Source organism: Arthrobacter sp. THG-b23 (genome assembly GCF_059091265.1).
In genome coordinates, this window is the sequence record NZ_JBNHGM010000001.1 from 762,138 (window position 1) to 786,417 (window position 24,280).

The following is a 24,280-nucleotide window of genomic DNA, read 5'->3' on the forward strand; positions in this document are numbered from 1 at the left end:
TACGACAGAAAAATCATTTTCGGAATACCCACTCAGGGTTTGATCTCAGTCGTCATCGCTGGCCGGACGTGTCAAGCGTTTGCGCCACGGATGAGGTTTGTGCTGCGAGCTCCTCGCTGTGGTTGACACCCCAGAGGCGGCAACAGACGTCGCCGCCTCTGCGATGACTGAATCGCGATTCTCCGCCGGGATGGCTCCCAACCGCTAGGCGTGCCAGCCACAGCGTAGCGGCATCATCTGGCCGTTTATTGGCCTTACGAGGACATCCCGACACGAGACCAGCTCGCGGCGAGCTCCGGACCAGTGAGCGGAGTCGGGTTCCAGCCTCCTTCTGCCATGGCGGCCAAGCCCTCCATCATCATCCCGTGGCTTACGGCGTCATTCATGGCCTTCTTGAGCTCGTTCACCATCAGCATGCGGGTTGCCCGCAGTGCCAGCTTGGGCTTGGCGGCAAGCATTCGGGCGAGCTCGTAGGCTCGGGAGACGACCTGGTCCTTGGGCACCACCTCGTTCACCGCACCCCATTCGTACGCCTGCTGGGCAGTGATCTCCTGGCCGGTCAGATGGAAGTACCTGCCGCGGTTCAGCCCGATGACCAGCGGCCAGATAAGCTGCATTCCGTCGCCGGGTACGTTTCCCTGGGCGAGGTGCGCGTGATCGCCAAATACGGCGTCTTCGGATGCGATGACGATGTCACACAGCAGCGCCTGCTCGTTGTGCATCCTCGCGGGGCCATTGACAGCGGCGATCATCGGAACCTCGACGGCGAGGTGGTCGAGCACCAGGTGCTTGGCCTCCTTATGCAAATGGAACCAGATATCGGAAGTGACCCAGTGATGATCATCGATATGAATTTCCTTATCGATGAAGGTATCGCCCGACCCGGTCAGGATGATCACCCGGTTTTCCGGGTCGTTCCCGATGTTGTGCCACACGTCGGCGACGTTATCGTGAACCGGCAAACCCCATTCGACGTCGCTCCCATTCGTGTGAAGCTGGACGAGCAGAATGCCATCAGCATCGCGCTCCAGCTTGATGTGATCATATTTGTCTTTGTAGTCTTCGAACTTTGTCACGGCCATTGTGAATCTCCTTGTTCGTGGTGAAACGGGTAGTCAGCTGTGGCTAAGGGACGAGTGTGACTCTCGTCATATGAACCCTATACTCGCATCTTGCAAGTTTCAATACTTTTCCGATACTCAGCGAATGCTCGGCAACGCCTCGCATTTCGGGTCGTAGTGCCAGCAGCCCGATTTGCGTCGAACACCCTTCAGCGGTCGCAGCACCTGCCGTCGCCCGGTTCCCGCCGATGGGCATGCCCCAATAGCCGGTCATAGAGTCGCCCGAGCAACATGCCCTCTGGCTTGATTTCCGCTGTAGTCGCCAACGGCGCGGCCGGCGTAGACGAGCAACGCGTGATCCGCGGCCTGCTGATCACTGGTGGTTAGGCGGGCGAGCACATGACCGTCGGGGCGCACCAGGATCGCTTCGTCTCCGGCCACTTGGTACGCGGCCGCCCACGCCGCGTCAGCGGTGACGAAGTCTCCTGACGGGCCGAACGAGACCCAGCGGCACGGTATTCCGTTGGACTTCGCGCATTCAACCGCCTTTTTTGCGGGCTCCGAACCGGCACGAGCGAGTATGACGAGACAATCCCCGAAGAGATCGAGCGTCGACGTCGTCTCCGCGGTGTCGAGCCAGACGTGCGGTGCGCGTTCGCCGACTGCGGCCGTCGGAACGAAAGTTCCTACCGGCCAGCTGGCATCCGATGTTGTAACGCCCGCTACCGCCCCCTGGTCGTAGCGGAATCCGATGTCCAGCCCTGGGTGCTCGAAGTTCTCGGGCCGGAATGAGCGCGGGGCGTCGTCGTCGTTTCCAATGATCGACCGAAAATTACGAACCGCTTCGGCGACATTGAACTTGGCAACCGGTTGCCGCTCAAGCTCATAGGTGGCCAGGAGGTCGCGATCCGCCCAGCCCTCGAGGACGGCCGCCAACTTCCACGCGAGGTTGTGAACGTCTTGGATGCCGGTGTTTTGATTGAAGCCTCCGTACGGAGGCATCACATGAACAGCGTCTCCCGCAAGCATGATGCGCCCGGACCGGTAGCGATCCGCGACCCAAGCCCCCACCGTCCAGGTCCTGGCGTCGATCAACTCGATCTCCTCCTCGGGATCGCCGATCGCCTCGTGCAACTGGGCCTTCCAATCGATGTCCTCGAAGGGCATCTCGTCCATGATGAGCGGGCGTCCGAGCATCGCCACCCTGTCGGAGGTGTCGACCGGTGCGATCACGGCGGTCCCGACTGTGTCCGGATTATCCAGATAGATAAAGCCCGATGGGTCGGACGTACGGCGTCGGATGACCGGTGAGCGGAACAGCACACTCACCGCCGTCTGCAGGTTCAGGTCACCCGTGACCCCGATCCCCAAGGCAGTGCGCACTCGGCTGGCCGCGCCGTCGGCGGCGATGACATATTTCGCGGAGACCTCCACGTCGCCATCGTCTGAAGTAATCGACACAGTGACCTCGCTCCCGGTGTCATTCACTCCCGACACCGTCTTGCCAAGCTGCATCGTGACAGTCTCTTCAGCCTTCACGGCGTCCACCAGAATGGGTTCGAGCACGTCCTGTGAGCACAGAACCATGTTGAGGGTCTCTGGACCTAAGCGGGTGTCCGCCGGCGCGTCCGCGCTCTCAACGCTCGGGACGACCGAACGCCACGGTGAAACGGCATCCCGGCCGAGGAAGCGCTGTGGTGCACCAGGAAGCGCCGCGGCCCGCACCTCGTCCGCAAGACCGAGGCCGCGAAACACCTCCATAGTGCGGCCGTTGACGGCTCGCGACCGGGGGTGGCGTGATCGTTCGGTCCGACGCTCGATCACCAGCGTGTCGATGCCCAACCGGCCCAGGAGGATCGCGGCCGTCAGGCCGACCGGACCGGCTCCGATAATTACGACGTCGGCGCTGTGCTTCACGCGAACGGTTGTCTCGTTCACTTACGCACTCCCGCAAATTCAACTAGTTCGGGCTCGATAAAACGTGTGTCCGTGTACGTTAGCTGGCCGTACGGCTGCATCTTCGCACGCAGCACATCATCGAACGCCGCGCTGACGTCGAGCGGTGTCCAGGATTCGCGGGTGAGGGGGGAATCGACGACGGTCGGGTGGGACATCAGCATCAGTTCGCGCCCGTTTGCCAAGCGGACAACCTGGCCGTTCACGCCCTCACTCAGGTCGGACAGCAGGTAGAGGACGACGGGGGCGTTGGACGACGGCGGCGGTGCAACCGGATTGCCGCCAAAGTACTTCGTGTAGGCCGCGGTGCCCGTCGCCATCATGGGTGTGTCGGCGTGGGGTGCCATGGCGTTGACTCGAATGGCCCCGCCTTGGGCGCCGAACTCATTGGCCCAGGCGAAGGTCAGGGAGGCGACTGCGCCCTTGGCCGCGGCGTACGCGCTCATCATCCGAAGCCCAACTTGCGCGGCTGACGTCACGTTGACGATGGACCCCCGCCCCTCCATCGCTGGAAGCGCATGAACCGACATGAAGTAGGTGCCGTAAACGCTGATGTCTATATGGCGGCGAATATGGGTCTCCGTCTCTTCGCCGGCAGTGACAGGATCCAGGTAGCCAGCATTGTTGACCAAGCCGTCCAGCTTCCCGAACCGGCTCACCGCGGCCGCGACGAGTTGCTCGCAACTGTCCCAATCCGTGACATCAGCCACGACGGCCAGAGCTTCGCCGCCCTCCCTGTTGATTGACTCAGCCACCGCCTCGACGCTTTCGGCGTTGATGTCGGAGATCACTACCCGGGCGCCCTCTGTAACTGCAGCGCGGGCATACGCCTCTCCGAGGCCCCGGCCTGCGCCGGTAATGAGGATGTGCTTTCCATCAAGGATTCGAGCCGTCGTCATTGATTTCGCTCCTTTGTAGTCATTGGTGCATGCGGACATAAACGCGTATCGTGATAGTAACAGTCATCACACGCTAATTATCTGCTTAGATGTGGATCGCAGGGAAGGCAGACCAGCCGTCCGCTCATTCGCCTGATCTGCCGAGTCGCCTTGCTGATTCATTGTGGTGAGTGACGGGGGCTGTTCTTGCTGCTATTTGGTGAATTCGAAGCCGCGGTAGTCGTCGGCGACGATTTCGTTGACTTGTTGGGCGTATTTGTCGAAGCCGCCGGCGTAGGGGATGAAGTAGCGGGAGCCGTCGTATTTGTTGACGTGGACCATGTAGTTGTCGACGGCGCGGCGCAGCATCGGTGCCGCGATCGCGTTGCAGTGCTCGCCCCACTCGGCCTCTGCCTCGAGGGTGGGTTCGATGCGCACGGCGCCCTTGTCTTCGGCGTGTTCGATGATGTCGGCGACGAAGTCCACGTGGTAGTTGTTCAGCGCGAAGAAGGTCGCCAGCACGCTGGGGCTTTGCACGCCGGTGAGGGTGAACAGGTTCGGGAACCCGTGGGTCATGATGCCCAGGTATGTCTGCGGTTTGTAGGTCCAGCGGTCGCTGGGCTGCTGCCCGTGCTCGTTGCGTATGCTGGCCTGGTCGAGTGCACCGGTGAAGGCCTCGAAACCGAGCGCGAACACGATGAGGTCGATTTCGTACTCGTTGTCGCGGGTCTTGATCCCGGTCCGGGTGATGCGTTCGACCGGTTCGGTCCTGAGATCGACGAGGCTGACATTGCTTTGATTGAAGATCGGGTAGTACCCGGTGTCGATGCACAGCCTGCGGACCCCGATCGGGTAGGCGGTGGGCATCAGTTTCTCGGCGGTCTCGGGATCATCGATCATGTCGCGGATCTTGCCGCGGACGAACTCGGCCACAACGTTGTTGACCTCCAGGTCCGTGCCCTGGTCGGAGAAGGTCCCGAGCAGGCTCTGGCCTCCGAACGCCCACCTGGATTCCAGGATCTGCTGCTGCTGCTCCTCCGAGTAATCCGATGCCTTGCCGACATTGGGCGGCATGGCGTAAGCGACCGGGGTCGCGTAGGTCTCCTCGCGGAACTGCAGGACCTTCTTCGAGAGGCGTTCCTTCTTCCTCTTGTCGGCCGGGCCGTTGTGGGCGGGAATCGAGTAGTTCGGGGTCCGCTGCAGAACGTAAAGATGTCCGGCGGTCTTGGCGATCTCGGTCGCGGCCTGCACACCCGAAGAACCCGTGCCGATGACCGCCACACGCTTGCCGGCGATCTCCACCGGGGTCTTCGGCCAGTGGCCAGTCTGATGCCATTCGCCCTCGAAGTCATCCAGGCCCGCGAAGTCGGGCTTGCGCGGCTTGGACAGGTTGCCCGTGGCCATCACCAGATACCGGGCCCACACCGTGCGGCCCGTGTCCGTGGTGATCAGGTACTTGTTCTCCTCCGGATGCCACTGCGCCGACGTCACCCACGTGCTCAGCGAAAGGTTCCGCCGCACCTCCAGACGGTCCGCGACATAGTTGAGGTACTCCAGGATCTCGGGCTGCGCAGCATACCGCTCGCTCCAGTCCCACCCCGCGTAAAGGTCCTGATCGAACATGAACGAATAGCTGTGGCTCTCCACATCCACCCGCGCGCCCGGATACCCGTTGTGGTACCACACCCCGCCAACACCGGCAGCCCCTTCAAAACCGTGCACATCATGGCCCAGCTCAGCAAACCGGTGAAGAGCATAAATACCCCCCATCCCCGCACCGACCACAACGACCGAATACTCCTCCACCTCACCGGCGTGGTGCTGAGCGGCGAAGATACGTGATGCATCGTTCATGATTGATGTGCCTCCGGGGAACTGCACAAGGGGCTTGCAGTTTTGATCTTGTTTTGTTGGCTGTTGGTCATTGATTTCCCAAATTCGTTAGGCTTCGAGCTGAAGAACACGTGTGGCGGATCGCATCAGGCGAAACGTGATCGGATTCGCGATAGGCGCCTGTGTCCGCGTAAGTTTTCTCGCCGTCAGTCCGCCGGCTTTTTTGTCGCGTTTCGTTGATGACTACGCTAAGTTGGGCGGCTCCAAGTCGACACAGGTGAGGGCGCCAATGATGCAGGAAAGTGCGCCAGATCACTTTGCTGGTCGGCTCCGAGAAGAAAAGTTGTTGGCAGAGTGCGCCCTGACGCTGTCAGGAACATCCGGGAATCCGGGGCGTCCTGCCAAACTCACGATGGAAAAGAGGGGGCGTTGAGGACGAATGCTGTGCATTGCACCCCGCGCAAACCCTCCTGCCGCATGGGCCGCTCGATAATGCAGCGGCTACGCATGGTGGTCGGCTCAGTCAGCACCACGCCTTCTTGTCTGCAGCGGCTTTTCCGGGCTGCCTCCTGGCCCTTCCGGCCATGGAGCGTTCGCCGGAGCTCAACTAGGACCACATCGATGATTGAGCGCGGTTTAGTAGGCAGATGGGGCCGTCTGCGCACTGAGTCCCTTCAGCGCAGCGCAGATTCGCTCGAACGGCCCGGCTTCCCGGTCAAGACGCGCTACTTCGCTCAGGCGAAGGACGACTCCACTGTCAAAATGCAGATACGTTTGCGGGGTAGTTACCGGCACATGGCCTCGGCCCGCGCCTGGCCGTAGGCGGGGGAGCAGAGTTGTGCGTTGCCCTAAGTGCCCTCAGGCCTCCGAGTTGGAGTTGTTTCTGTAATGGGAAGCCTCTCGGAACGCCGTTGGCGGCATTCCCTTCCACCGTTTGAAGGCGATCGTGAAACTGGCTGGGTCTGTGTAGCCCAGGGTGCGGGAGATTCGCGAGATGGAATGATCCGTGTTGGAGAGCAGGTCGGAGGCGAGGTTGCGCAAGGTCTCGTCCCGTAGCTGGGCGAAGTCGTGGCCGGTGAGTTCGAGCTTCCGCTGCAGGGTGCGTGGAGAGACTCGCAGCGTCGCGGCAACGTTTGCGAGCTTGCGGTTGAGCCCTGGGGCGGCCCTGATGGCCATCCCGACGGTGTGCGGCCAATCGCCGGTAGACCGAAGGGAGTCGAGGATCTGGTTATCCTCTTTAACCCATGCCGCGTGCTGGAAGGCATTACCAAAGGGAAGCTCGCGCGCTGATATTGCGGGATCCCACCACAAGCGCAGCCTTTCGGATCCGCAATCGATGCTGCAGGGGACGTGCGCCAAGATCTCGGGGGAAACGTCTGCCAGCGGGAATTCGACCCGGGTAAAGGGAAAGGGTTCGCCGTAGATCCACGGGAGGGTTCGGACGTTCCAATAGAGGTCGCGGTAGACGCTGAACGGGAGCAGCTCTTCCGGGACACCGGGGTAGGTGAACTCGATTCCCGCTACTGTGCCATCGGATGTCCGGAGAGGCGCGATCTCTTGGAGGGCAAAGCCTACATCCGTTGCGTCGCTGACAACCTCCACCCACGCCGTTATGGTCGGCGCGGTCAAGAATGCCATTCCGCGAACGCCGAAGGAGCCCAGCGTATAAGCTTGGGCGGCTCGTATCCATAGGTCGACGCGATCTCTTGTGAGTGCGACGAACTGAAGCTGAAAGGCCAGTTCCTTCTTTGCAGGAATAGTGCCTCCCGCCCGGTTCACGGCGTCGGGGGCGATATCCGCTTTTGCGAGTGCAGTTCGCCAATCGAGCTCCGCATCCTCCAACACTCCGCATAGTGCATGTACACCGAAGTTCGGTACTCGCAGGTTCTGATACGAACTTATTCTCACTGATGCCCCCTTTCGTCGGCGATGTGTAGACCTGCCTGCTCTCGACGCGGTCCCATGGCGCTTCTCTCCCCGTCGTGGAGGCGACGGGGAGGCGGACCGGATCAACCAGAAGCATGTGAAGTACGCCACCAGCATGACGCATCGCGACAAGAGCCTGCAAAAAATGCTGGGTGCCGTTCTTGGACTAGATGGTGCCTAGGCGCAGCCGGCGCATCGAAGACCCTTGCTGCTTAGAGCAGGATGCTCATGGGATTCTCGACGCGGCGTTTGAATGCGGCCAGCAGTTCCGCTGCGACCGCCCCGTCGATTACTCGATGATCGGCAGACAGCGTGCAGGTCATTACGGTGGCGACGGCAAGCTCACCGTTCCGGACCACTGGGCGTGGCTCAGCTGCCCCAACCGCGAGGATGCCGGCCTGGGGTGGGTTGAGGATGGCAGAGAATTCCTTCAAGCCGTACATGCCCAGGTTGGTCAGGCTGAACGACCCGCCCTCAAGCTCCCGTTGCCGGATCTTGCCGGCGGCAGCCCGGCCCTTGTAGTCGTTCATCGTCCGGCACAGGGAACTGATGGCTAAGTGTTCCAAGCCCCGGACTACCGGAGTGATCAAGCCATCTTCGGTGGCGACCGCGACGGAGACGTCAACAGCGCTATAGCGGCGGATGCTGTCGCCGTGCCAGGAAGCGTTGGCCGCGGGTACGTCGACCAGCGCACCGCCGAGAGCCTTGAGGACGAGGTCATTGACTGTGGCCTTTTGTCCGGTGCCGGCTAGCCCCTCGTTGACCTCTCGGCGCAGCCCGAGCAGTTTGTCCACTTCTACATCGAGAGAGACGTAGAAATGCGGAACAGTAGTCTTCGACTCGGTGAGTCGTCGCGCAATGGCCCGGCGCATGCCCGATAAAGGCATCTCCCGGTAAGCTTCCTCAATGTCGCTCCCCGGCTGGCGGGTAGGCGCAGTTGAGGCGGCAGCGACAGATTCCGTGGCCGGGATGTCCGGAGTGGGGGCTGGACTTGCGGTTTGCTGGGTAGCGGCGGTCTCGACGTCACGCCGCAGAATCCGGCCACCAGGCCCAGAGCCTGCCAGCAGCCCCACGTCGACGCCGAGGTCCTTCGCAAGCTTACGGGCCAACGGCGAGCTGAATACACGGCGTTGCGAACCTTGGGAGTCAGAGGCTGGTTCCGTGGCCCTGTCCACGGCCACAATAGGGGTGTCACGGTGAGTGGTGGGGGCTTCGGTGTCCTGGGGAACGGGCTGCTCTGCAGCACTGCGGGCGGCACCGTCGGCGGCAGCAATTTCGCGGTCGATTGCTGCTTCGTCCTCGTCTGCTTCCACGAGCACCGCGATGGGTTCCCCTACCTCCACGGAGGTGCCCGGGTCGATGAGCAGCCGCCCGACAGTGCCCGCGGCTTCAGCCTCCAGTTCTACCGTGGCTTTCTCTGTTTCAATTTCGGCGATAGGTTGGCCGGCGGCGATGGTGTCCCCGACTGTAACCAGCCAGCCATACAAGGCGGCCTCGGTGGCATCGGCCACAACGGCCGGCATGGTGATGATGGTTGCCATGGTGGAGTTTTCCGTCCTTTGAGGGGGCAGGGTCAGGAAAGGCCCAAGTTGCGAGCGACTTCGTCGAAGCCGGCCAGGACGTCGTCCAGGTCGGCGTTGGCGGAGGCTTCCAGCATTTTCGAAATGCTGGGAGCGGCCTCCCGTCCGGTGACCCTCTGGATGGGCTGGTCGAGGTGGTCGAAGTAGCGACGCTGGATCTCGTCGGAAAGCCATCCGCCGTAGGACGTGCCAGTGGCCCCTTGTTCTACAATGAGCACGTTGTTCGTCTTGGCGATCGACGCACCCACGGTGTCCCAGTCAAGCGAGGCCCGGTCCAGCCATCGCAGGTCGATGACTTCCGCGTCCAAGTCGGGCCGCTGCTCGGCCGCCTGCAGCGACACGTGGACCATGTTCAGATAACTCAGCACCGTCACGCCGGTGCCGCTACGCCGCACAGCCGCCTTCCCCACGGGCAGGCGGTAGTCGAGCTCACCTTCCGGGATCTCGCCCTTTGTGCCGTAGAGGTCCACGTGTTCAAGCACCAAAACGGGGTCCTGCAGATCCAAGGCAGTGTTCATCAACCCGACGTAGTCCCGAGGTGTCGAGGCCGCGACGATGCGCCATCCGGGGCTGGTGGCGAAAATGCCGGCCGGGTCCATGGAGTGCTGTGATCCGTAGCCCGCACCCATGGCGACCTTGGAGCGCAGCACCACGGGCATCCCCGACTGGCCGCCGAACATGTGCCGGGCCTTTCCGATCTGATTGAAGACCTGGTCGGCAGCTACCCACAGGAAATCCGAGTACATGAATTCCACCACGGGCTTGTAGCGACCCGTCATGGACAACCCACCCGCGAGGCCAGCAAAAGCGTTCTCACTGATGGGTGTGCCCAGCACTCGGTCCGGATAGGCATCCTTGAGTCCTCGGGTGGCGCCGTTGGTACCTCCCTTGAGACGGTGCACGTCTTCCCCCAGCACTACGACACCCGGATCGGTGGCCATGCGGCGGTCCAGGACGTCGGCAATCACATCGACGAAGCGCCGCTGAACAGTGGGGGTCACTGCATCGTCGGCGGAAACCTGTTCGGCAACCATGGGTTCGGCCCGTATGCCTGCGTCGACGGTAGCCGGGTCAGGCCACAAGTCCGTGCGGATACGCCGGGCCCCCTTGGTGCTGGCGGGATCCTTTTCGGTAATGCCCTTGATGATGCGGGCAACCACCTCGGTAATCCTCGCCCGCAGATCCTCCAGTCGTTCGTCAGTCAGCAGACCGCGGTCGAGCATCGCCCGGGCAACCTTCTGCAACGGGTCGCGCTCACGCCACTGTTTTTCCTCATCCTTCGTTCGGTAGCCAAAGGCGCTGCCGGGGAACGGCCCGTTCTGGTGGAAGTATCGATAGGTCTCCGCCTCAATGAGTGTGGGGCCGAGGCCAGCTCGCATGTGCTCCGCTGCGGCTTGTTGTGCCAGATACACGGCCAAGGGATCCATGCCATCCACCCGCCAGGATTTGATGCCAAAGCCTGGCCCGCGCGCCGCCAGCCGAGGCTCGCCTGTGACTTCAGCGACGTGCGTGGAGACGGCGTAGAGGTTGTTCTCGATGAAAAAGCCCAGAGGCAGGTGCCACGCGGCGGCGAGATTGAATGTCTCCAAGGTGGAGCCGATATTAGACGCACCGTCGCCGAAGTAGGTGACGGTCACACCCATCTCCTCCGGGGTCCCCGCTGCTGCGGCAACCTCGGCATCGTGGCGTTGCGCCCAAGCATTTCCGGCTGCCAGAGGCACGCCTCCGCCCACGATGGCGTTGGTGCCCAGGGCTCCGGCTTCGAGCCACTGCAGGTGCATTGATCCCCCGCGGCCCCCGCTGAAGCCGTCCTTCAATCCCAGAATCTCGGACATAGTACGCCGGAGGAACTCAACGATGTCGTCGTCCTTGATGCCGTCGACGATGTTCATGCCTTCCGGGCGAAGGTAGGACAAACCCTTGGCGAGGAACTGGTGATGGCCGCGATGCGTCCCGTTGACCCCGTCAGCCCCGCGGAGGGCAAGGACGGACCCGACGGCGGAGCCCTCCTGCCCGATACTGGAATGAGCGGGGCCATGGACCAGGCCCTCACCTGCTAATTGCAGGACTTCCTCCTCGAAGATCCGCACCACGTTCAGCTGCACCAGCATGGTCTCAAGCAGTCCGGCCGGTGCGGCGTCCCAATCGTCACGTGACGTGCGCAGTTCCGTGCAGTCAGTAGACAAGGCCAGAGGGGTGGAGGTCGTCATCAGGGCTCCCAAAGTGGGTTGACAAGGGGAATCACGGGCTGTGATGTACTCCCAAGATACAATAGATTGGATCCAATGACGGCCCACTGAGCGCAGAAATCAGAAATGTTTCGCTTCAATGGATCCAATGCGGTTGAAAGACCACAACACACGCCCCGAAAGGAAGCAGCTTGCATAAGAAGTCGAGTGCGGCGAGTCAACGCATCGCCGACGAGCTCCGAGGACGAATCCTCCGCGGATCTCTGTCCCCTGGTACACGTATCCGGCAGGAAGAGATCGCGGAGGAGTTCGGGGTGAGTAGGCTACCTATTCGCGAAGCACTGCGCATGCTGGAGTCTCACGGTTTGGTGACACTCGTGGCCTCTACCGGGGCGTGGGTCAGCAGCATGAATTTATCGGAATGCCAAGAGAGTTACCTGATCCGCGAACGACTCGAACCACTAGCCTTGGGACTAGCTGTTGAGCGCATTGACGACAGCACCGTTGAGGAACTCGACCAACTCGCGACGATGATGGAAAACTCTCGTTCCGTCGAGGAGTTCGTGGACTTGGACCGACGCTTTCACCTTCTAAGCTTTCAGGCCGCGGGAATGCCTACTCTGCTTGAGATGGTGGAACGCCTGTGGAACACAACGCAGCACTATCGGAGGGCCTATGTCCAGATGATTGGGACCGAAGGGCTGCAGCAAACGCACTTGGAGCACGGGCTGCTGGTGGCTTGTATCGCGCGGAGGGACGCCCGTTCGGCCGAGGATCTTTTGGCCATGCACGTGCGGAAGACTCGCACCGCCTTGGAGGACCACCCGGAAATTTTCGGCCACTGACCAATCGAGACAGGGAGAGAATGCCATGCAGGACAGCAACGGTTACGGACGACGGCGCGGTCTCCCCGGCATCACTGGGACAGATCACATCGGATTTACGGTGCCGGACATGGAGCAGGCCCACGATTTCCTGGTGGACGTCATCGGGTGCGACCACGTGTACACGTTGGGTCCCTATCCCCGCAATCCGGAGCTGATGATCACCAAACTCAACGTGGATCCTGAGACGGTAATGCAACAGATCCGCTTCTATCGGTGTTTCAACGGGGCCAACTTTGAGGTCTTTCACTACGAGTCCCCCGGCCAACGCCGGATTCAGCCCCTCAACAGTGACATCGGTGGGCATCACATCGCCTTTTACGTCGACGATCTTGACGAAGCTGTCGCCTACCTCAAAGCACGTGGCGTCCGAGTCCTCGGCGAACCGACCCGCAGCTCCGGCGCAAGCGCAGGCCAGCGGTGGGTGTACTTCCTGTCGCCGTGGGACATGCAGTTCGAGCTCGTCTCATTTCCGGAGGGCAAGGCCTATGAGTCGGATTCCTCAGTCAGACTCTGGAAACCCTGAACACCCGTTAAGGAAGTTGGCCTCGGGGCTCCGCCGCTGAACGGCGGCACAACGGATGAACAGCTCACCGCCGCCCTCAGACGATGCGCTGACATGGCGGAAGCGCTGACGATTCGGGAGATCGTCAGCGCTTCCGCCGCGTGAAGTCGGTCAGGCCGAGGCCTCGACCAGCGACACGATTGCTACAGCACTCGTGGTCTCGTCACCGAGCTGATTCACGGCCTTCACCGTGACCTCGGCGCATGCACCGTGGGTCTCGTCGCGGAAGACCCGGGTGACCTCGCCGCCGATCCATTGCGTGTCGCCGAAAATATTCGGCTGCTTGATGCGGACCGACAGCGAGACCAGGTCAGCGTCGTCGCCCATCCAGTTAGTGACACAGTGCGCCATCCACGACACGCGCTGGTTCCCGTTGTCGTACGCACCCGGCATCCCGATCGCGTGCGCCATAGCGGCATCCTGATGCCCCAGGCTCGGGAACGGCTCAGAAAGGAAGTGCTCCGGACCCAGGTTTGTCGGCGCGCTCGGGTCGCCGTTCCGCACCCGCTCCTGCTGGCGCACACGGGTCTCGACGCCGCGGTAGCCAGCGGTACCGATAGCTCCGGCGTAGTACGCGGTCATCGTGATGAGGTCCAGCGGACCCTTGACGACCTGCGGGACGACGTCACCGACGGACACCGTCTCCGCGAAGCGGGTGCGCTGGCCGCGGATTTCCTCCGCGAGGATCGCCCTGCGGATCTCTTCCTTCTCCTCGTCCGTGTACACATGAGGATCGCGCGGTTCGTGCATCCGCTGGCCCTCCGAGCTTCGGGCCACGCAGACAATGGTGTTTCGGACGGTCCCGACCAGTTCCTCACCGACGAAGTAGTCAGTGCGGCCGACCTGCTCCACCAATCGGCCTGAGCGCCGGCCCTCACGTTCGCGAACGTCTTCGACGAAGGCGCGGGCCCTCACCCGTTCGCCGAGCCTGATTGGACGGTGAAATTCGACGTCGGCACCAAGGTGGAGAGCTTGGATTCCCTCGATCATCCCCATCGCCACTTCGGCGTCGCACACGGAGTAGAGGAACGTGGGGGGTGCGACCCGTGTACCGAAACGCGTTGTCTGCGCGTACGAATCGGAGAGCCACAGCGGATTCTCGTCACCGATTCCCCATGCATAGTGACGGATCGAGTCGGTGCTGGCCTCCTCGTTCCATTGCACAACTACGGCTGACGTGCCAATGAAACTCTTCATGTAGGCGACGTCTTCATCGGTGATCTGCCTCGCCGGTACGGCTGTGGTGGTGGTACTCATTTTGTTGCTCCTCCTGGAGTGTTGTTGACCGACACGACTGCGTCGACGACGGTAACGGTGGCTGTTTCCGGATCAGCCAGGATCGGGTTGAACTCGAACTCGTGAATGTCTCCGCGCTGCTCGGCCCAGGTGAGGATGTCCATCACCGTGCTGGTGAGCGCTTCGAGGGTCTTCGCCCCGGGATCCTTCCGCAGGCTGGCGTTGACGATCCGGGCCGCGGAAATTGCATCACGGACCTCCGGACGGGATACGGGGAGAGGAAGGATCCGGATGTCATCGATCGCTTCCGTCATCCCACCTCCGGTGCCGACGACGAGGACTGGGCCGAACTCGGGATCGCGCCGCAGTCCCACCAGGACCTCGGTCTTTCCGGACGCCATTGCCTGGACCGAGATCGTGGCGGTTTCCGTTTGAAGGCCCGTGAGCTGGTTCGCAGCGGCTCGCGCCGCATCGGGGCTCTCGACGCCAATAAACACTCCGCCGACGTCTGCCTTGTGAAGGATCTCCGCATCATCGATCTTGATCGCGACCGGGAAACCAATCTCCTCCGCCGCGCGTACGGCGTCCTCAACCTTGCGGACGGCGCGACTCGCTGGCACGGGAACGCCTGCCTCAGCAAGGGATCCGGCGGCCTCCCGCCAGCTCAGGTGGCGGGTCTCGTCCGACGCGGTGGCCTTCAATGCCGTGCCGACAAGGACACCGCGGTCGGCGCGCACGCGTTGGACCTGGGCCCAGGAGGCGGCAGCCGCGACCGCATCCAGCGCACGCCCTGCGGTGGGAAGTGAGAGCACTCCGGCCCCACGCAGGACCCCGGCCTGGGCCGGGGTGACGCGGTCGTCCTCTGACAGCGGGACAACGATGACGCGCACGCCGGCCGGGATCGCCATGGCGGCGATGCCGGCGACCAACTCGTCGAAGTCGTGGGCAAGCCGGGTCGCGGTCACGATGACCCAGCCGTCCGGCGTCGTACCAACGACGCGGTCGACAATGCGCAGGTAGTCGGCGGTAGTCGACTGGACTCCGACGTCGACGGGGTTGCTGAGATGATCGCTGCCCACCGCTTCACTGATCGAGCGCAGCGCCTCCGGTTCAAGCTGGCGGAAGCCCAAACCACGGTCCTCAGCCAAGTCGTTCCAGAGCCCGACCTGCGCGCCAGAGGTGGTGACGACGGTCAGCTCGTGGTCGAAGCCGGAGAGCCTTCCGTGGAAGACGTCGAAGGCTTCCGCCAGATCGAGGAGTTCCTCGGGTGACGTGCATACCATTCCGAAACGGTGGCGGAGCACGCTTTGCGCCACCCGGCCGCTGCCTGCCAGCTTGCCGGTATGGGACTGGGCGCTGAGCGCGCCGCGGGCCGAACGTCCTAGTTTGAGGACGATGACCGGGACACCGCGGCTCCCGGCAGCGGCGGCAGCAGCCTCGAGATCGTCGTTCGGACCGAAGCTCTCGACGATGCACGCGAGCACGTGCGTTTCCGGTTCAGCGGTCAACCACTCGGCCCAGTCGGTGAAGCCCAGTGAAATCTCGTTTCCGGAGCTGGCCCATGCACTCAGCCCGGTCGCGCCGCGCGCGACGAGAGACTGCATGAGCGCGTTTCCGAGCCCGCCGCTCTGGGTGAACAGCGCCACGTGGCCGGCCGGGATTTGGGTACGCTGCAGGACCGAAGAGAAGGTAGCGGTCAACGATCGACCGACATGCATAAAGCCAATGCAGTTGGGCCCAATAAGCCGCGTGGTCCCCTTCGCCAATTCAGCACGGAGCATCTCGTCCCGATCGTGCCGACCGGTCTCACCGAACCCGCTGGCGAACGCGACCGCGAAGGGGACACCGAGCGCCACGCAATCGCGAAGGTCGTCTATTACCCTGTCGGCTGGACCCACGAGGACGGCAATGTCGGGCACTTCGGGGAGATCGGCGAGCGAAGCAACCGTCGGGACACCAAGCACTTCCTCATGCACACTACTGACCGCGTAATAGCGCCCACCAAATCCCAGGCGCGCGAGGTAATCAAGCGTCCGGCCCGAGGTCTTCCATGGGTCGCGAGAGGGACCAACGACTGCCACGCTTTCCGCATGTAGTGGATTAGCGATGCGCAGGGCGCGTCGAATGGCGATATTGTCCAACATTCACTTTCCTCCGGTCCGTCGCACGGTCGCCGGCCTGCGGCGGGCGGGGACCTCGATTGCCTCGATCACCACGCCGAAATCGCGGTCTGTGTCAAAATAAGCGAATCCGCCATCCCCGGCCAGGCCATAGCCGCGCCCCGTCTGAGTGACTCGGTAGCCCGACTCCGTCATCAGCGCGATTGCGGCATCCAGGTTGTCGACGAATACGCCGAGGTGGTGGAGGCCCATCCTGTCCCGCTCGGTGAAGTCATCGTAGATGCTCGGGCCGGCCAGCGGCTGGATGAGCTCGACCTGGGGGTTGGAGCCGCCCATGGCGAGCTTCATAGCGAATGCACCTTTCTCCTCCCCTAGGCGGGACCAAGGCAGGAACTCCTGGTCGTAGTGGTAGCAATGCCACTCCTCAATGCCGAAGGCGTGGCCAAAAAGGTCGATCGCCGCGTCGAGGTCGGTCACTAAAATCCCCACCTGCCCGACACTCCCCAGCGGGGTCGAGCCCAATGGAGTACCGGCCGACGGCAAAGCCGTGGAAAAGTCGCCGGAGCCGGAGGCAGCATTCCGTCCGGCCAGCAACTTTCTTAATGCGGGGGAAACATTCATATTGTCATTCTTACGGCACGGCTTTGGCCCATGTCAACTACTTTGCGATGGTTACCCTCATATCATGAAACTAGCACCGTGGGGTCGTGCATGAGCCAAGCTCCGAGTCTTCTCCCGACCGCCCAAGGGACATGCTTTGAGGGCAGTCTAATGACGGCACCACGCTCGCTTGTCGTGAGCTTCCCTAGTGGCACGATTTCCGACATGGTTGGCGGCTTTTGTCGTGGCGATCCGGTGCTGCCCGCCCTTAGCGTTGAGCCTGCACGAGCGTCGGCGGTAAGCCGAGGCGGAAGAGTTTGAACGGGAGAAAGACGAAGATGTCACGATTAGTCGGTAAGGTCGCCATTATCACCGGCGCCGCAAGCGGTATGGGGCTCTATGCCCTCCAGCTCTTCGCGGCCGAAGGGGCGCGGGTATTGGCCACGGACATCTCCGAGCAGGCACTCCGACGCGCAGTCGACGAAGTCAATGGGAACGGCGGGGAGGCCCTCGCCCGGACACACGACGTCTCCTCCGTTGAGGATTGGAAGCGTGTGGTTGACGACGTTTTGGCCGAGTGGGGCACGATCGATATTTTGGTCAACAATGCCGGCATAGCCATGCCGAAGGGAGTTCTCGAAGCCGAACTGGAGGACTGGAATAAGGTCATGGCCATTAATGTCACCGGACCCTGGCTCGGGATGAAGAGCGTTATCCCCGCCATGCAGGCCGCCGGCCGCGGCTCCATCGTCAACGTCTCCTCGATCGCCGGGATGGTCGGGGGCGCTTCGGACGGTGGCAGTGCGGCGTACTCGGCTTCAAAGGGCGCGGTCCGCTCCCTGACGAAGCACACTGCCCAGTGGTTCGCAAAGGACAACATCCGGGTGAACTCTGTGCACCCCGGCCCGATCGACACCGGCATGACCCGTGGCTACGGTCTGACAAGGGAAACGCTGGCCAACCCCGAGACTGTTCCTCTGCCGCCGCACGCCGGGGAGGCCTCGGACATCGCGTACGGCATGCTTTACCTTGCCTCAGACGAGGCAAAGTTCATCACCGGTACCGAGCTTGTCATCGACGGCGGATTCATTTCCCACTGACCGCACACGGAGGCGAGGCGCCACCGGAGAGCCGTGGAGTGGCATTCGGATGCCGACTGGCGTTGGGTGGCTGCCCTAAACCGACAGCCACCCGGTCAGTTCAGTGATCTCCCTCAGTGTCTATGCGACGGGCTTCCAGCAGGACTTCTATGCACTTTTCGAAGTGCTCGGACTTGGCGAAGCGATGGAGAGGGACCGTGATTGACAGCGCGGTGCGGGGCCACTGCGCTCCTTCGAAGAGCGGAACTGCCATGCCGCAAACGCCCAGTGCATATTCTTGGTTGTCGAGTGCATATCCACGTGATCTCGTCAGCTCGAGATCTGCGAGAAGTTCAGGCAGTGTGGCGATCGTATGCTCGGTTCGCAGGGGAAGTTTGCCATCGAGCGCACGGATCTGCTCGAGTTGCGGTTCTGGACCGAAGGCAAGGAGGGCCTTCCCGGATGCGCGCGCATGGATATCGCCGGAAACACCCACTCGCAGGTCCGCCACTCTCACAGCGTGGCTTCCTTCCTCAACGGCGACGATAGTAACGCTGCCATTTTGCCAGGCGGATAGGTACGCACTCTCGCCGGTAGCGTCGACGACCATTCTGAGAAGACCTAGCGCCTGAGGCGAGGGGCGCCAGTCTTCTTCCACGCGCGAACCCAGGTCGAGAATTTTGCCAGCCGCGAGTTTGTACGCGCGTTCGTTGCGTTCCAGGTAACCGACATGAACCAGGGTCGTGAGCAAGTGAGAAGTAGTAGCGAGGTGAAGACCTATCTTGCGCGCGATCGACTGCGCACGCATCGGCTCCTTCGACGCTGCGATGACATCGATGATAGTCAGCGCGCGCACCACCGACTGAACCAAGTCCTTAGGTGCCTCATCCTCGCTTGCGGTGTGCTTTTCACGTGTGCCTGCCATGTGGAAATCATACTCATATGGTGAAATCAAGTGCCACCGAGACTCGGTAAACCTCGGAGCCGCTGGTCCCGCTGAGTCGCACGTGCCGACCGATAGCAGCACGGTTAAACACATCTCTGGAGGCTTTGCTGTCGTCAAGGAAGCTACCGCGATGCCCGTTGAACCTGCTGGAATAGATTCAGACAACGTGTCGGCGTTTTATTACCGAGCTGCGCTGCTGGATGGCGGCAGATGCTGCAGCGTATGACATACTTCACATCGTGACCCTGCCGCTGCGGCGGTTCCGCTGCAGCCCAGGATGAGGATATGACCGTTCGTCCCCGCGCCCGGGCGAGATATGTCTGGCCCGTTCCGTGCGGCGAAAGGGTGCAAAGGTGAAATTGAGTTCGTATGAGAACTTGCGAGTCCCCAACTTCAGTGTCCATGCATTGTGCGGAGTGTTGGAGGATGCAGGGCTCGATTGGCGAACTGCACTCGCAAAAGCGGATATCGCCCCCGACGCCGTGAACCGGGCGGGGGGCACTATTCCTGCAAAGAAGGAATTGGCCTTTCAGCTTCAGTTCGTCGCACTCACAAGAGATCGTGTCGACCTATGGATGCGAGCCGCCCAAGCTTATACGCTGGGCTCCTTCGGCGTTCGCGGATTGGCCCTCGTAACCGCTCCGACTATTGCGTCATGGGTAGAGACTGCCACTGCCATGGACTACGCTCCTGGGCTCATCGAGAGTGCGCCTTTACGGGCACCGGATGGCACAGTAGCCGGGATCGAGTTCAGCTATCCCGATGTCCCGGAAGAGCTTATCCCCTTCAGCGTCTACCGCGAGCTCTGTGTCACTGCCCGAATCCTCCGGTGGATCTACGGCGAACCCTTTCCCTTTACCCGGGTCGAATCCCCGCTAGCAGACGTCTCCCCCGAAGTTTCGTCTCACGTCTCCTGCAGCATCGATTGCGGATCCGATTCACTGCGCATGTGGTGGGACCCCGCAATATCAACGCGCCATCTTCCCTTTGGTAATGCCTTCCAGCACACGGCATGGGTCAAAGAGGATAACCAGATCCTCGACTCCCTTAGGTCTACCGGCGATTGGCCCCACACTGTCGCGATGGCCATCCGCACCGCGCCTGAGCTCAACCGCAAGCTGGCCAATGTTGCCGCGACGCTGCGAGTCTCTCCACGCACTCTGCAGCGGAAGCTCGAACGAACGGGCCACGACTTCGCCCAGCTACGGGACGAGACGTTGCGCGACCTCGCCTCCGACCTGCTCTCGAACACGGATCATTCCATCTCGCGAATCTCCCGCGCCCTGGGCTATACAGACTCAGCCAGTTTCACGATCGCCTTCAAACGGTGGAAGGGAGTGCCGCCAACGGCGTTCAGGGAAGCTTCCTGCTATAGGAACGACAGCCGTTATGAGGAATAGCTCTGCTCGCGTAGGTGACACATGGTCCTCTGCTCCGAGCAAGAATGCTTCCAGGTATCCGCCGGCACGCTGCGCACAGGTGCATAACTAGGCAATCGCTCGTCGAGTAGCAGTCACTGCGGATAGTCCTGTCCGAACTTATCAAACACTCCGCGTCCTCCAAGAAGCGGGCAAACGGCCCCGGTTAAGAGTTCTTAGGCAGGCGGGAAGCGAGTTTCCAGGCAGCCGGCATTGCGGCTGCCGCGATCAGCGACTTCACGATGCCGCCGATGATGAACGGGTACAGGCCCCACTCGAGGGTCTGCTGCAGGTCGGCGCCCAGGGAAATGGCCAGCCAGGCCATGCCGAAGACGAAGGTGATGACGGTGCCCGCCAAGAATGAAACGGTAGCGCCCAGGAACTTTTTGTCCCAGTTGCGCTTGGCCATCCATCCGGTCAGGCCCGCGGCGGCGATGAAGCCCACCAGGTAGCCGCCGGTCGGGCCAACGGCGGCGGCCAAGCCGGAGGATGCGTCGCTGAACACCGGCATGCCGGCCACGCCGGCCACCCAGTATAGTGCCATCGACAGCATGCCGCGGGCCGGGCCCAGCGTGCTGCCGACCAGCAGGACGGCCAGGGTCTGGCCGGTAATGGGGACCGGCCACAGCGGTACGGCCAGCTGCGCCATCACAGCGGTCAAACCTGCGCCGCCGACAACCAGCGCGGTGTTGGCCAGGGCGGTGCTGGGGACCAGGGCGTCGGCCAGGACACCCTGTCGCACGACGGCGGCTGAACTCATATTTGCTCCTTCTCGAGGGAAATTTACCTGCGGAAACTGCTGATCCGGCTTCGGCTTCCGTTAGCCTTAACCGTCATGTCTTAGAAGGTGTCAGGCTCGGCTGCCCTTTGGATGCATCTGATACCTTCCTTGAATCACCTTTTCACGATGCTCATTTGATGGCCCATTAGGCCCGCAACCCGGGAAGCCGGGAAATGATCAGAATTACAACAGATCTCGACGTAATCTGATGCGTGGATCAGCCGACGCGTTGAGGATCCGTATTGCCTTAGCCAGATGATGTCGCCTCTAAGCGAAACCTCATCTACGGTTGCCGCTTCTATGACGCCCGATTTAGGACTGAGAATAATGCCGTCGCCCGGACGCAACGCTGCCCAATTTTGAACACAGAATTGTTGTGGACCCTCCTGAACGGTCCAGGTTGCTCTCTTCACAGTTCCTCTCTTTCACGTCGAAAATCTCATCTGGGCAATAGATATTGAACGGGCGATCTGGACTATCAGGTCATAGACACTCTGTGTGTGGCTGGAGTTAGGGAGGCGTGGCCCAGGCGAGTTCGAAAGCCAGAGTCCGGGCTAGGCCGGGGCACCGCAAACGAGTGGTGGCTCCCGTAAGCGCCCCTCGGATCGAGTCACCTGACTTCCATTCGGGGCGGCGCCGGTGTTGACCCTTCGAACCGCTAGTGCAGAATACTTGTATTACCGGCGCTCGTTATGCGTCTGGTGCCTGTCGCGTCACGTCGACGAACCGAATTTCGCCATCGGGATAGTCAATCTGGCTATAGACCATCCAGGCGTTCATGAACTGCGGCGCGTACCGCTCCCGCAATACTAAACGTTCGAACCAGGGGTCTTTCGGATGGGCTTCTACGAGCGGGCTAATCTCGAAACCTTTGGCTTGCATTTTGGCTTTATGCGCTTCAAGATCCTCGACGCCGTAGACCATCGCAAACAGGCCCTCGCCGTGGTTTTGCAACCGTTCATGGAGAGCTAGGTTTAGCTCGTTCTTTTCCGGCATAGGTGCGACTATCTCCAGGCCGGCGGACCAGTCGACGTAGATCACGCACCCTAAATCAGAACGTTCCGAGCGCTCCATGGTGGCGTCGGTGAGAGCCTCGAGTTGGGTGACATTTGCTTCAACCGTTTCCCACTTTGATATGTACGCCACATGATCGACGTGATTAATGAAGTTTTTCATCTGACATCTTCCGCTACAGGGCTTCCAGCCACATGGCTGCTGGGTTACATATCTGCTTGGACGGCCAAGTTACTGACGTTACCGAGAACAACACTCACTAAGGCAGCACCCACGCGGTCACTCGAGAGCAGCCGCATTCTCTTCGGAAACTGATGCTTCGTTGCTATCAGGGTGTTTCAGTTCTGCAATGCCTCGCCGAGGGCGTGCCAGTTCCGGTTGTGGTACACCAGTGGCCTTCCCTGCAGCGCGTCGCCGGCCAGGCCCGGCGACGCTTGAAGCGCCTCAACGGCCACGATGGCCGATCCGCCCGCAGCCATGGAATCTACGATCCTGCCTCGGATCCAAGCCTGGACTGATGGAAAGTAGGGTTCTCCAGTCTCGAGACGGGACCACTGGGAGGTGTCTGCAAACCGATCGATTCCGCTCGTCGCGCAGAGTTTGGCGATGTCCAGTTGTTCGACGCTGAGCAAGTGCACAACTACGGTGTCTGCCTTGCGAATGGTCGGGGTACTGGACGAGGACGCAGATACTGAGAACGCCAAAATATTGGGTTGCACACTGGCTGAAATTACAGAGGTTGCGGTAAGTCCGACCGGCCCATCGCCGGCGTCCGCTGTGATGACAGCGACTCCACCAGGATGATTACGGAATGCGGACTTAAATTCGTCGGCCGTGATAGCCGGTTTATCCATGTCCACCAGTTCAGTCCCCTTTGAAGTAGTGCGGACAGTTGGGTCATTAGTCCGAATGTTTGGAAAGTTCACCGAATCTCCTGCGATGTCAGCGCTTCGTCGGCAGCTCTGCGCCGACCCTCGTTCAGGATTAAGACTAGGAGCGGGCGGTAGTGTGCCGACATAGCAATGAACGTCATACACGCAGGAAAGCGCGTCAAGCACGGTGCTTTTCCGTTCGTTCAACGCTTTTGCCGCCTTAAAAACGGCCCACGTTCGGAGAGTGAGCGGCCGCCCGCCGCGCTGCCAGCCTGTCCGCAATGTGCTGTTACGGCAGCTCTACGCATTAACCGGCTTGATGGCCGCACTTCCGGAGACGGCTGCAGCCTCCGCAAAGAAGTCCCTTCGCCGGCGCTCGTTGCACGGGGCACCCTTCAGTGCCCCTCGTATAACAGTTGTGCCGCTACTACCTCGCACGGCGCTGTTCGCGGGCGGCCGGGGCGGTCAGTAACGAGGCGACCATCACCGCGGCGACGGCCAGGAGGGCGTTGCGGAGGCCCACCTGTTCGCCCAGGAAGCCGAGGAAAGGCGGTCCGGCCAGGAACGCCACATAGCCCAGAGTCGAGACCACCGACACCCGCCCGGCGGCCCGGGCGGGATCGTCCGCGGCTGCGGACATGCCCATCGGGAAGCCCAGCGCGGCGCCGGCGCCCCAGAGCACGGCCCCGGCGAAGGCCAGCGGCAGGTTCGGCGCCAGCACGAAGAGCAGCAGGCCGGCCAGGGCCGTGCCCAGGCTGACCCGCAGCACGGCCACGCGCCCCCAGCGGTCGATGAACCGCCCGCCGGCCAGGCGCAGCAGCGTCATGGCGGCCACGAAGACCCCGAACATGACCGCGCCCGTCGCCTCGGTGGCGCCGAGCCCGACGACGGTGGCCTGGGCGATCCAGTCGTTGGCGGCGCCCTCGGTCAGGGCGGCCCCGAGGACGACGACGCCGATCAGCACCGTGCGCCGTTCCCGCCAGGCGGCGAAGCGGCCGGGGCGGGTCCCGCCGTCGTCGTCATGCTGGGGCCGGTGGGGCAGGAAGGCCCGCGGCACCACCCACGTGGCGGCCGCGACCACCACCGCCAGCACCGCCAGATGGGCGGCCAGCGATACCCCGAGCACGGAGAGCCAGGCGCCGATCATGGCTCCGGCGAACGCGCCCAGGCTGAAGGCGGCGTGGAACTTCGGCATGATCGTGCGCAGCAGCTTCCGCTCGACGTCGGCGCCCTCGATGTTCTGCGCCACGTCCCACCAGGCCACGCCCACGCCATAGCAGAACAGCGCCGCGGCGGCGGCGGGAAAGGAGCCGGCCGCCAGCGCGGCGGCGAGTCCGGCCGC

General features: G+C 62.1%; 19 protein-coding genes. 4 read left to right on the top strand and 15 right to left on the bottom strand.

The features are described 5' to 3' along the window. Positions 1–254: 254 nt before the first annotated feature. The 7 genes from AC5RVD_RS03670 to AC5RVD_RS03700 all read right to left on the bottom strand — a co-directional run bounded on the left by AC5RVD_RS03670 (position 255) and on the right by AC5RVD_RS03700 (position 11,444). The gene (locus tag AC5RVD_RS03670) at positions 255–1,082 is read right to left on the bottom strand and encodes an enoyl-CoA hydratase/isomerase family protein (protein WP_493957969.1); all 828 of its coding nucleotides are present in this window, start codon (positions 1,080–1,082) and stop codon (positions 255–257) included. A 249-nt stretch (positions 1,083–1,331) separates the two neighbouring features. Next, positions 1,332–2,999, bottom strand: a complete 1,668-nt coding sequence (locus AC5RVD_RS03675; protein WP_494126025.1) for an FAD-dependent monooxygenase — start codon at positions 2,997–2,999, stop codon at positions 1,332–1,334. After that, a complete protein-coding gene (locus AC5RVD_RS03680; RefSeq protein ID WP_493973046.1) occupies positions 2,996–3,916 on the bottom strand; it encodes an SDR family NAD(P)-dependent oxidoreductase in 921 nt (306 codons plus the stop codon). Before AC5RVD_RS03680 ends, AC5RVD_RS03675 begins: the two co-directional genes overlap by 4 nt. 192 nt (positions 3,917–4,108) lie before the next feature. Beyond that, a complete protein-coding gene (locus AC5RVD_RS03685; RefSeq protein WP_494126026.1) occupies positions 4,109–5,749 on the bottom strand; it encodes a flavin-containing monooxygenase in 1,641 nt (546 codons plus the stop codon). 837 nt (positions 5,750–6,586) lie between these two features. Continuing rightward, the gene (locus AC5RVD_RS03690; RefSeq protein ID WP_493972150.1) at positions 6,587–7,636 is read right to left on the bottom strand and encodes an AraC family transcriptional regulator; all 1,050 of its coding nucleotides are present in this window, start codon (positions 7,634–7,636) and stop codon (positions 6,587–6,589) included. 230 nt (positions 7,637–7,866) lie between these two features. Further along, the gene (locus AC5RVD_RS03695; protein WP_494126027.1) at positions 7,867–9,195 is read right to left on the bottom strand and encodes a dihydrolipoamide acetyltransferase family protein; all 1,329 of its coding nucleotides are present in this window, start codon (positions 9,193–9,195) and stop codon (positions 7,867–7,869) included. Between the two features lie 32 nt (positions 9,196–9,227). After that, entirely contained in the window at positions 9,228–11,444 is a 2,217-nt protein-coding gene (locus tag AC5RVD_RS03700) for an alpha-ketoacid dehydrogenase subunit alpha/beta (RefSeq protein ID WP_494126028.1), read from the bottom strand. Positions 11,445–11,614: 170 nt separating this feature from the next. Between AC5RVD_RS03700 and AC5RVD_RS03705 the strand changes: the two genes are divergently transcribed. Together AC5RVD_RS03705 and AC5RVD_RS03710 are read left to right on the top strand one after the other, a co-directional pair. Continuing rightward, positions 11,615–12,268: a GntR family transcriptional regulator gene (locus AC5RVD_RS03705; RefSeq protein ID WP_494126029.1), complete on the top strand. Its 654-nt coding sequence runs from the start codon at positions 11,615–11,617 to the stop codon at positions 12,266–12,268. Between the two features lie 25 nt (positions 12,269–12,293). After that, positions 12,294–12,833, top strand: coding sequence for a VOC family protein (locus tag AC5RVD_RS03710; protein ID WP_494126030.1), 540 nt, complete (start codon positions 12,294–12,296; stop codon positions 12,831–12,833). 150 nt (positions 12,834–12,983) lie between these two features. On the opposite strand, the gene AC5RVD_RS03715 is transcribed toward AC5RVD_RS03710, so the two are convergent. Genes AC5RVD_RS03715 through AC5RVD_RS03725 form a run of 3 tightly spaced genes read right to left on the bottom strand, consistent with a single transcriptional unit; the run spans position 12,984 to position 16,849 of the window. After that, complete coding sequence (locus tag AC5RVD_RS03715) at positions 12,984–14,129, bottom strand: FAS1-like dehydratase domain-containing protein (protein WP_493957757.1); 1,146 nt, start codon at positions 14,127–14,129, stop codon at positions 12,984–12,986. Further along, entirely contained in the window at positions 14,126–16,252 is a 2,127-nt protein-coding gene (locus AC5RVD_RS03720) for an acetate--CoA ligase family protein (protein ID WP_494126031.1), read from the bottom strand. The genes AC5RVD_RS03715 and AC5RVD_RS03720 overlap by 4 nt, the downstream gene beginning before the upstream one ends. After that, on the bottom strand, positions 16,253–16,849 hold the full coding sequence (locus tag AC5RVD_RS03725; RefSeq protein WP_494126032.1) for a VOC family protein: 597 nt from the start codon (positions 16,847–16,849) through the stop codon (positions 16,253–16,255). Between the two features lie 317 nt (positions 16,850–17,166). Between AC5RVD_RS03725 and AC5RVD_RS03730 the strand changes: the two genes are divergently transcribed. Then, complete coding sequence (locus AC5RVD_RS03730) at positions 17,167–17,928, top strand: SDR family NAD(P)-dependent oxidoreductase (protein WP_494126033.1); 762 nt, start codon at positions 17,167–17,169, stop codon at positions 17,926–17,928. Positions 17,929–18,028: 100 nt separating this feature from the next. Here AC5RVD_RS03730 and AC5RVD_RS03735 read toward each other — a convergent pair whose 3' ends face one another. Continuing rightward, positions 18,029–18,832, bottom strand: coding sequence for an IclR family transcriptional regulator (locus tag AC5RVD_RS03735; RefSeq protein ID WP_494126034.1), 804 nt, complete (start codon positions 18,830–18,832; stop codon positions 18,029–18,031). Between the two features lie 374 nt (positions 18,833–19,206). Between AC5RVD_RS03735 and AC5RVD_RS03740 the strand changes: the two genes are divergently transcribed. Then, positions 19,207–20,253, top strand: a complete 1,047-nt coding sequence (locus AC5RVD_RS03740) for an AraC family transcriptional regulator (RefSeq protein ID WP_494126035.1) — start codon at positions 19,207–19,209, stop codon at positions 20,251–20,253. 184 nt (positions 20,254–20,437) lie between these two features. On the opposite strand, the gene AC5RVD_RS03745 is transcribed toward AC5RVD_RS03740, so the two are convergent. The 4 genes from AC5RVD_RS03745 to AC5RVD_RS03760 form a co-directional block, all read right to left on the bottom strand. Next, entirely contained in the window at positions 20,438–21,031 is a 594-nt protein-coding gene (locus AC5RVD_RS03745) for a biotin transporter BioY (protein WP_494126036.1), read from the bottom strand. Between the two features lie 711 nt (positions 21,032–21,742). After that, positions 21,743–22,228, bottom strand: coding sequence for a VOC family protein (locus AC5RVD_RS03750; protein ID WP_494126037.1), 486 nt, complete (start codon positions 22,226–22,228; stop codon positions 21,743–21,745). 176 nt (positions 22,229–22,404) lie between these two features. Further along, positions 22,405–22,920: a flavin reductase family protein gene (locus AC5RVD_RS03755; protein ID WP_494126065.1), complete on the bottom strand. Its 516-nt coding sequence runs from the start codon at positions 22,918–22,920 to the stop codon at positions 22,405–22,407. 445 nt (positions 22,921–23,365) lie between these two features. Then, positions 23,366–24,280: MFS transporter (locus AC5RVD_RS03760; RefSeq protein WP_494126038.1), on the bottom strand; the 915-nt coding region annotated here is incomplete at its 5' end.

Bases quoted from the DNA above. Each gene is read 5' to 3' on its own strand.
- AC5RVD_RS03720 (WP_494126031.1), bottom strand. From the start codon at position 16,252: ATGTTGGACAATATCGCCATTCGACGCGCCCTGCGCATCGCTAATCCA.
- AC5RVD_RS03680 (WP_493973046.1), bottom strand. From the start codon at position 3,916: ATGACGACGGCTCGAATCCTTGATGGAAAGCACATCCTCATTACCGGC.
- AC5RVD_RS03695 (WP_494126027.1), bottom strand. From the start codon at position 9,195: ATGGCAACCATCATCACCATGCCGGCCGTTGTGGCCGATGCCACCGAG.
- AC5RVD_RS03670 (WP_493957969.1), bottom strand. From the start codon at position 1,082: ATGGCCGTGACAAAGTTCGAAGACTACAAAGACAAATATGATCACATC.
- AC5RVD_RS03735 (WP_494126034.1), bottom strand. From the start codon at position 18,832: ATGGCAGGCACACGTGAAAAGCACACCGCAAGCGAGGATGAGGCACCT.
- AC5RVD_RS03745 (WP_494126036.1), bottom strand. From the start codon at position 21,031: ATGAGTTCAGCCGCCGTCGTGCGACAGGGTGTCCTGGCCGACGCCCTG.
- AC5RVD_RS03700 (WP_494126028.1), bottom strand. From the start codon at position 11,444: ATGACGACCTCCACCCCTCTGGCCTTGTCTACTGACTGCACGGAACTG.
- AC5RVD_RS03750 (WP_494126037.1), bottom strand. From the start codon at position 22,228: ATGAAAAACTTCATTAATCACGTCGATCATGTGGCGTACATATCAAAG.
- AC5RVD_RS03730 (WP_494126033.1), top strand. From the start codon at position 17,167: ATGTCACGATTAGTCGGTAAGGTCGCCATTATCACCGGCGCCGCAAGC.
- AC5RVD_RS03710 (WP_494126030.1), top strand. From the start codon at position 12,294: ATGCAGGACAGCAACGGTTACGGACGACGGCGCGGTCTCCCCGGCATC.
- AC5RVD_RS03715 (WP_493957757.1), bottom strand. From the start codon at position 14,129: ATGAGTACCACCACCACAGCCGTACCGGCGAGGCAGATCACCGATGAA.
- AC5RVD_RS03755 (WP_494126065.1), bottom strand. From the start codon at position 22,920: ATGGATAAACCGGCTATCACGGCCGACGAATTTAAGTCCGCATTCCGT.
- AC5RVD_RS03725 (WP_494126032.1), bottom strand. From the start codon at position 16,849: ATGAATGTTTCCCCCGCATTAAGAAAGTTGCTGGCCGGACGGAATGCT.
- AC5RVD_RS03685 (WP_494126026.1), bottom strand. From the start codon at position 5,749: ATGAACGATGCATCACGTATCTTCGCCGCTCAGCACCACGCCGGTGAG.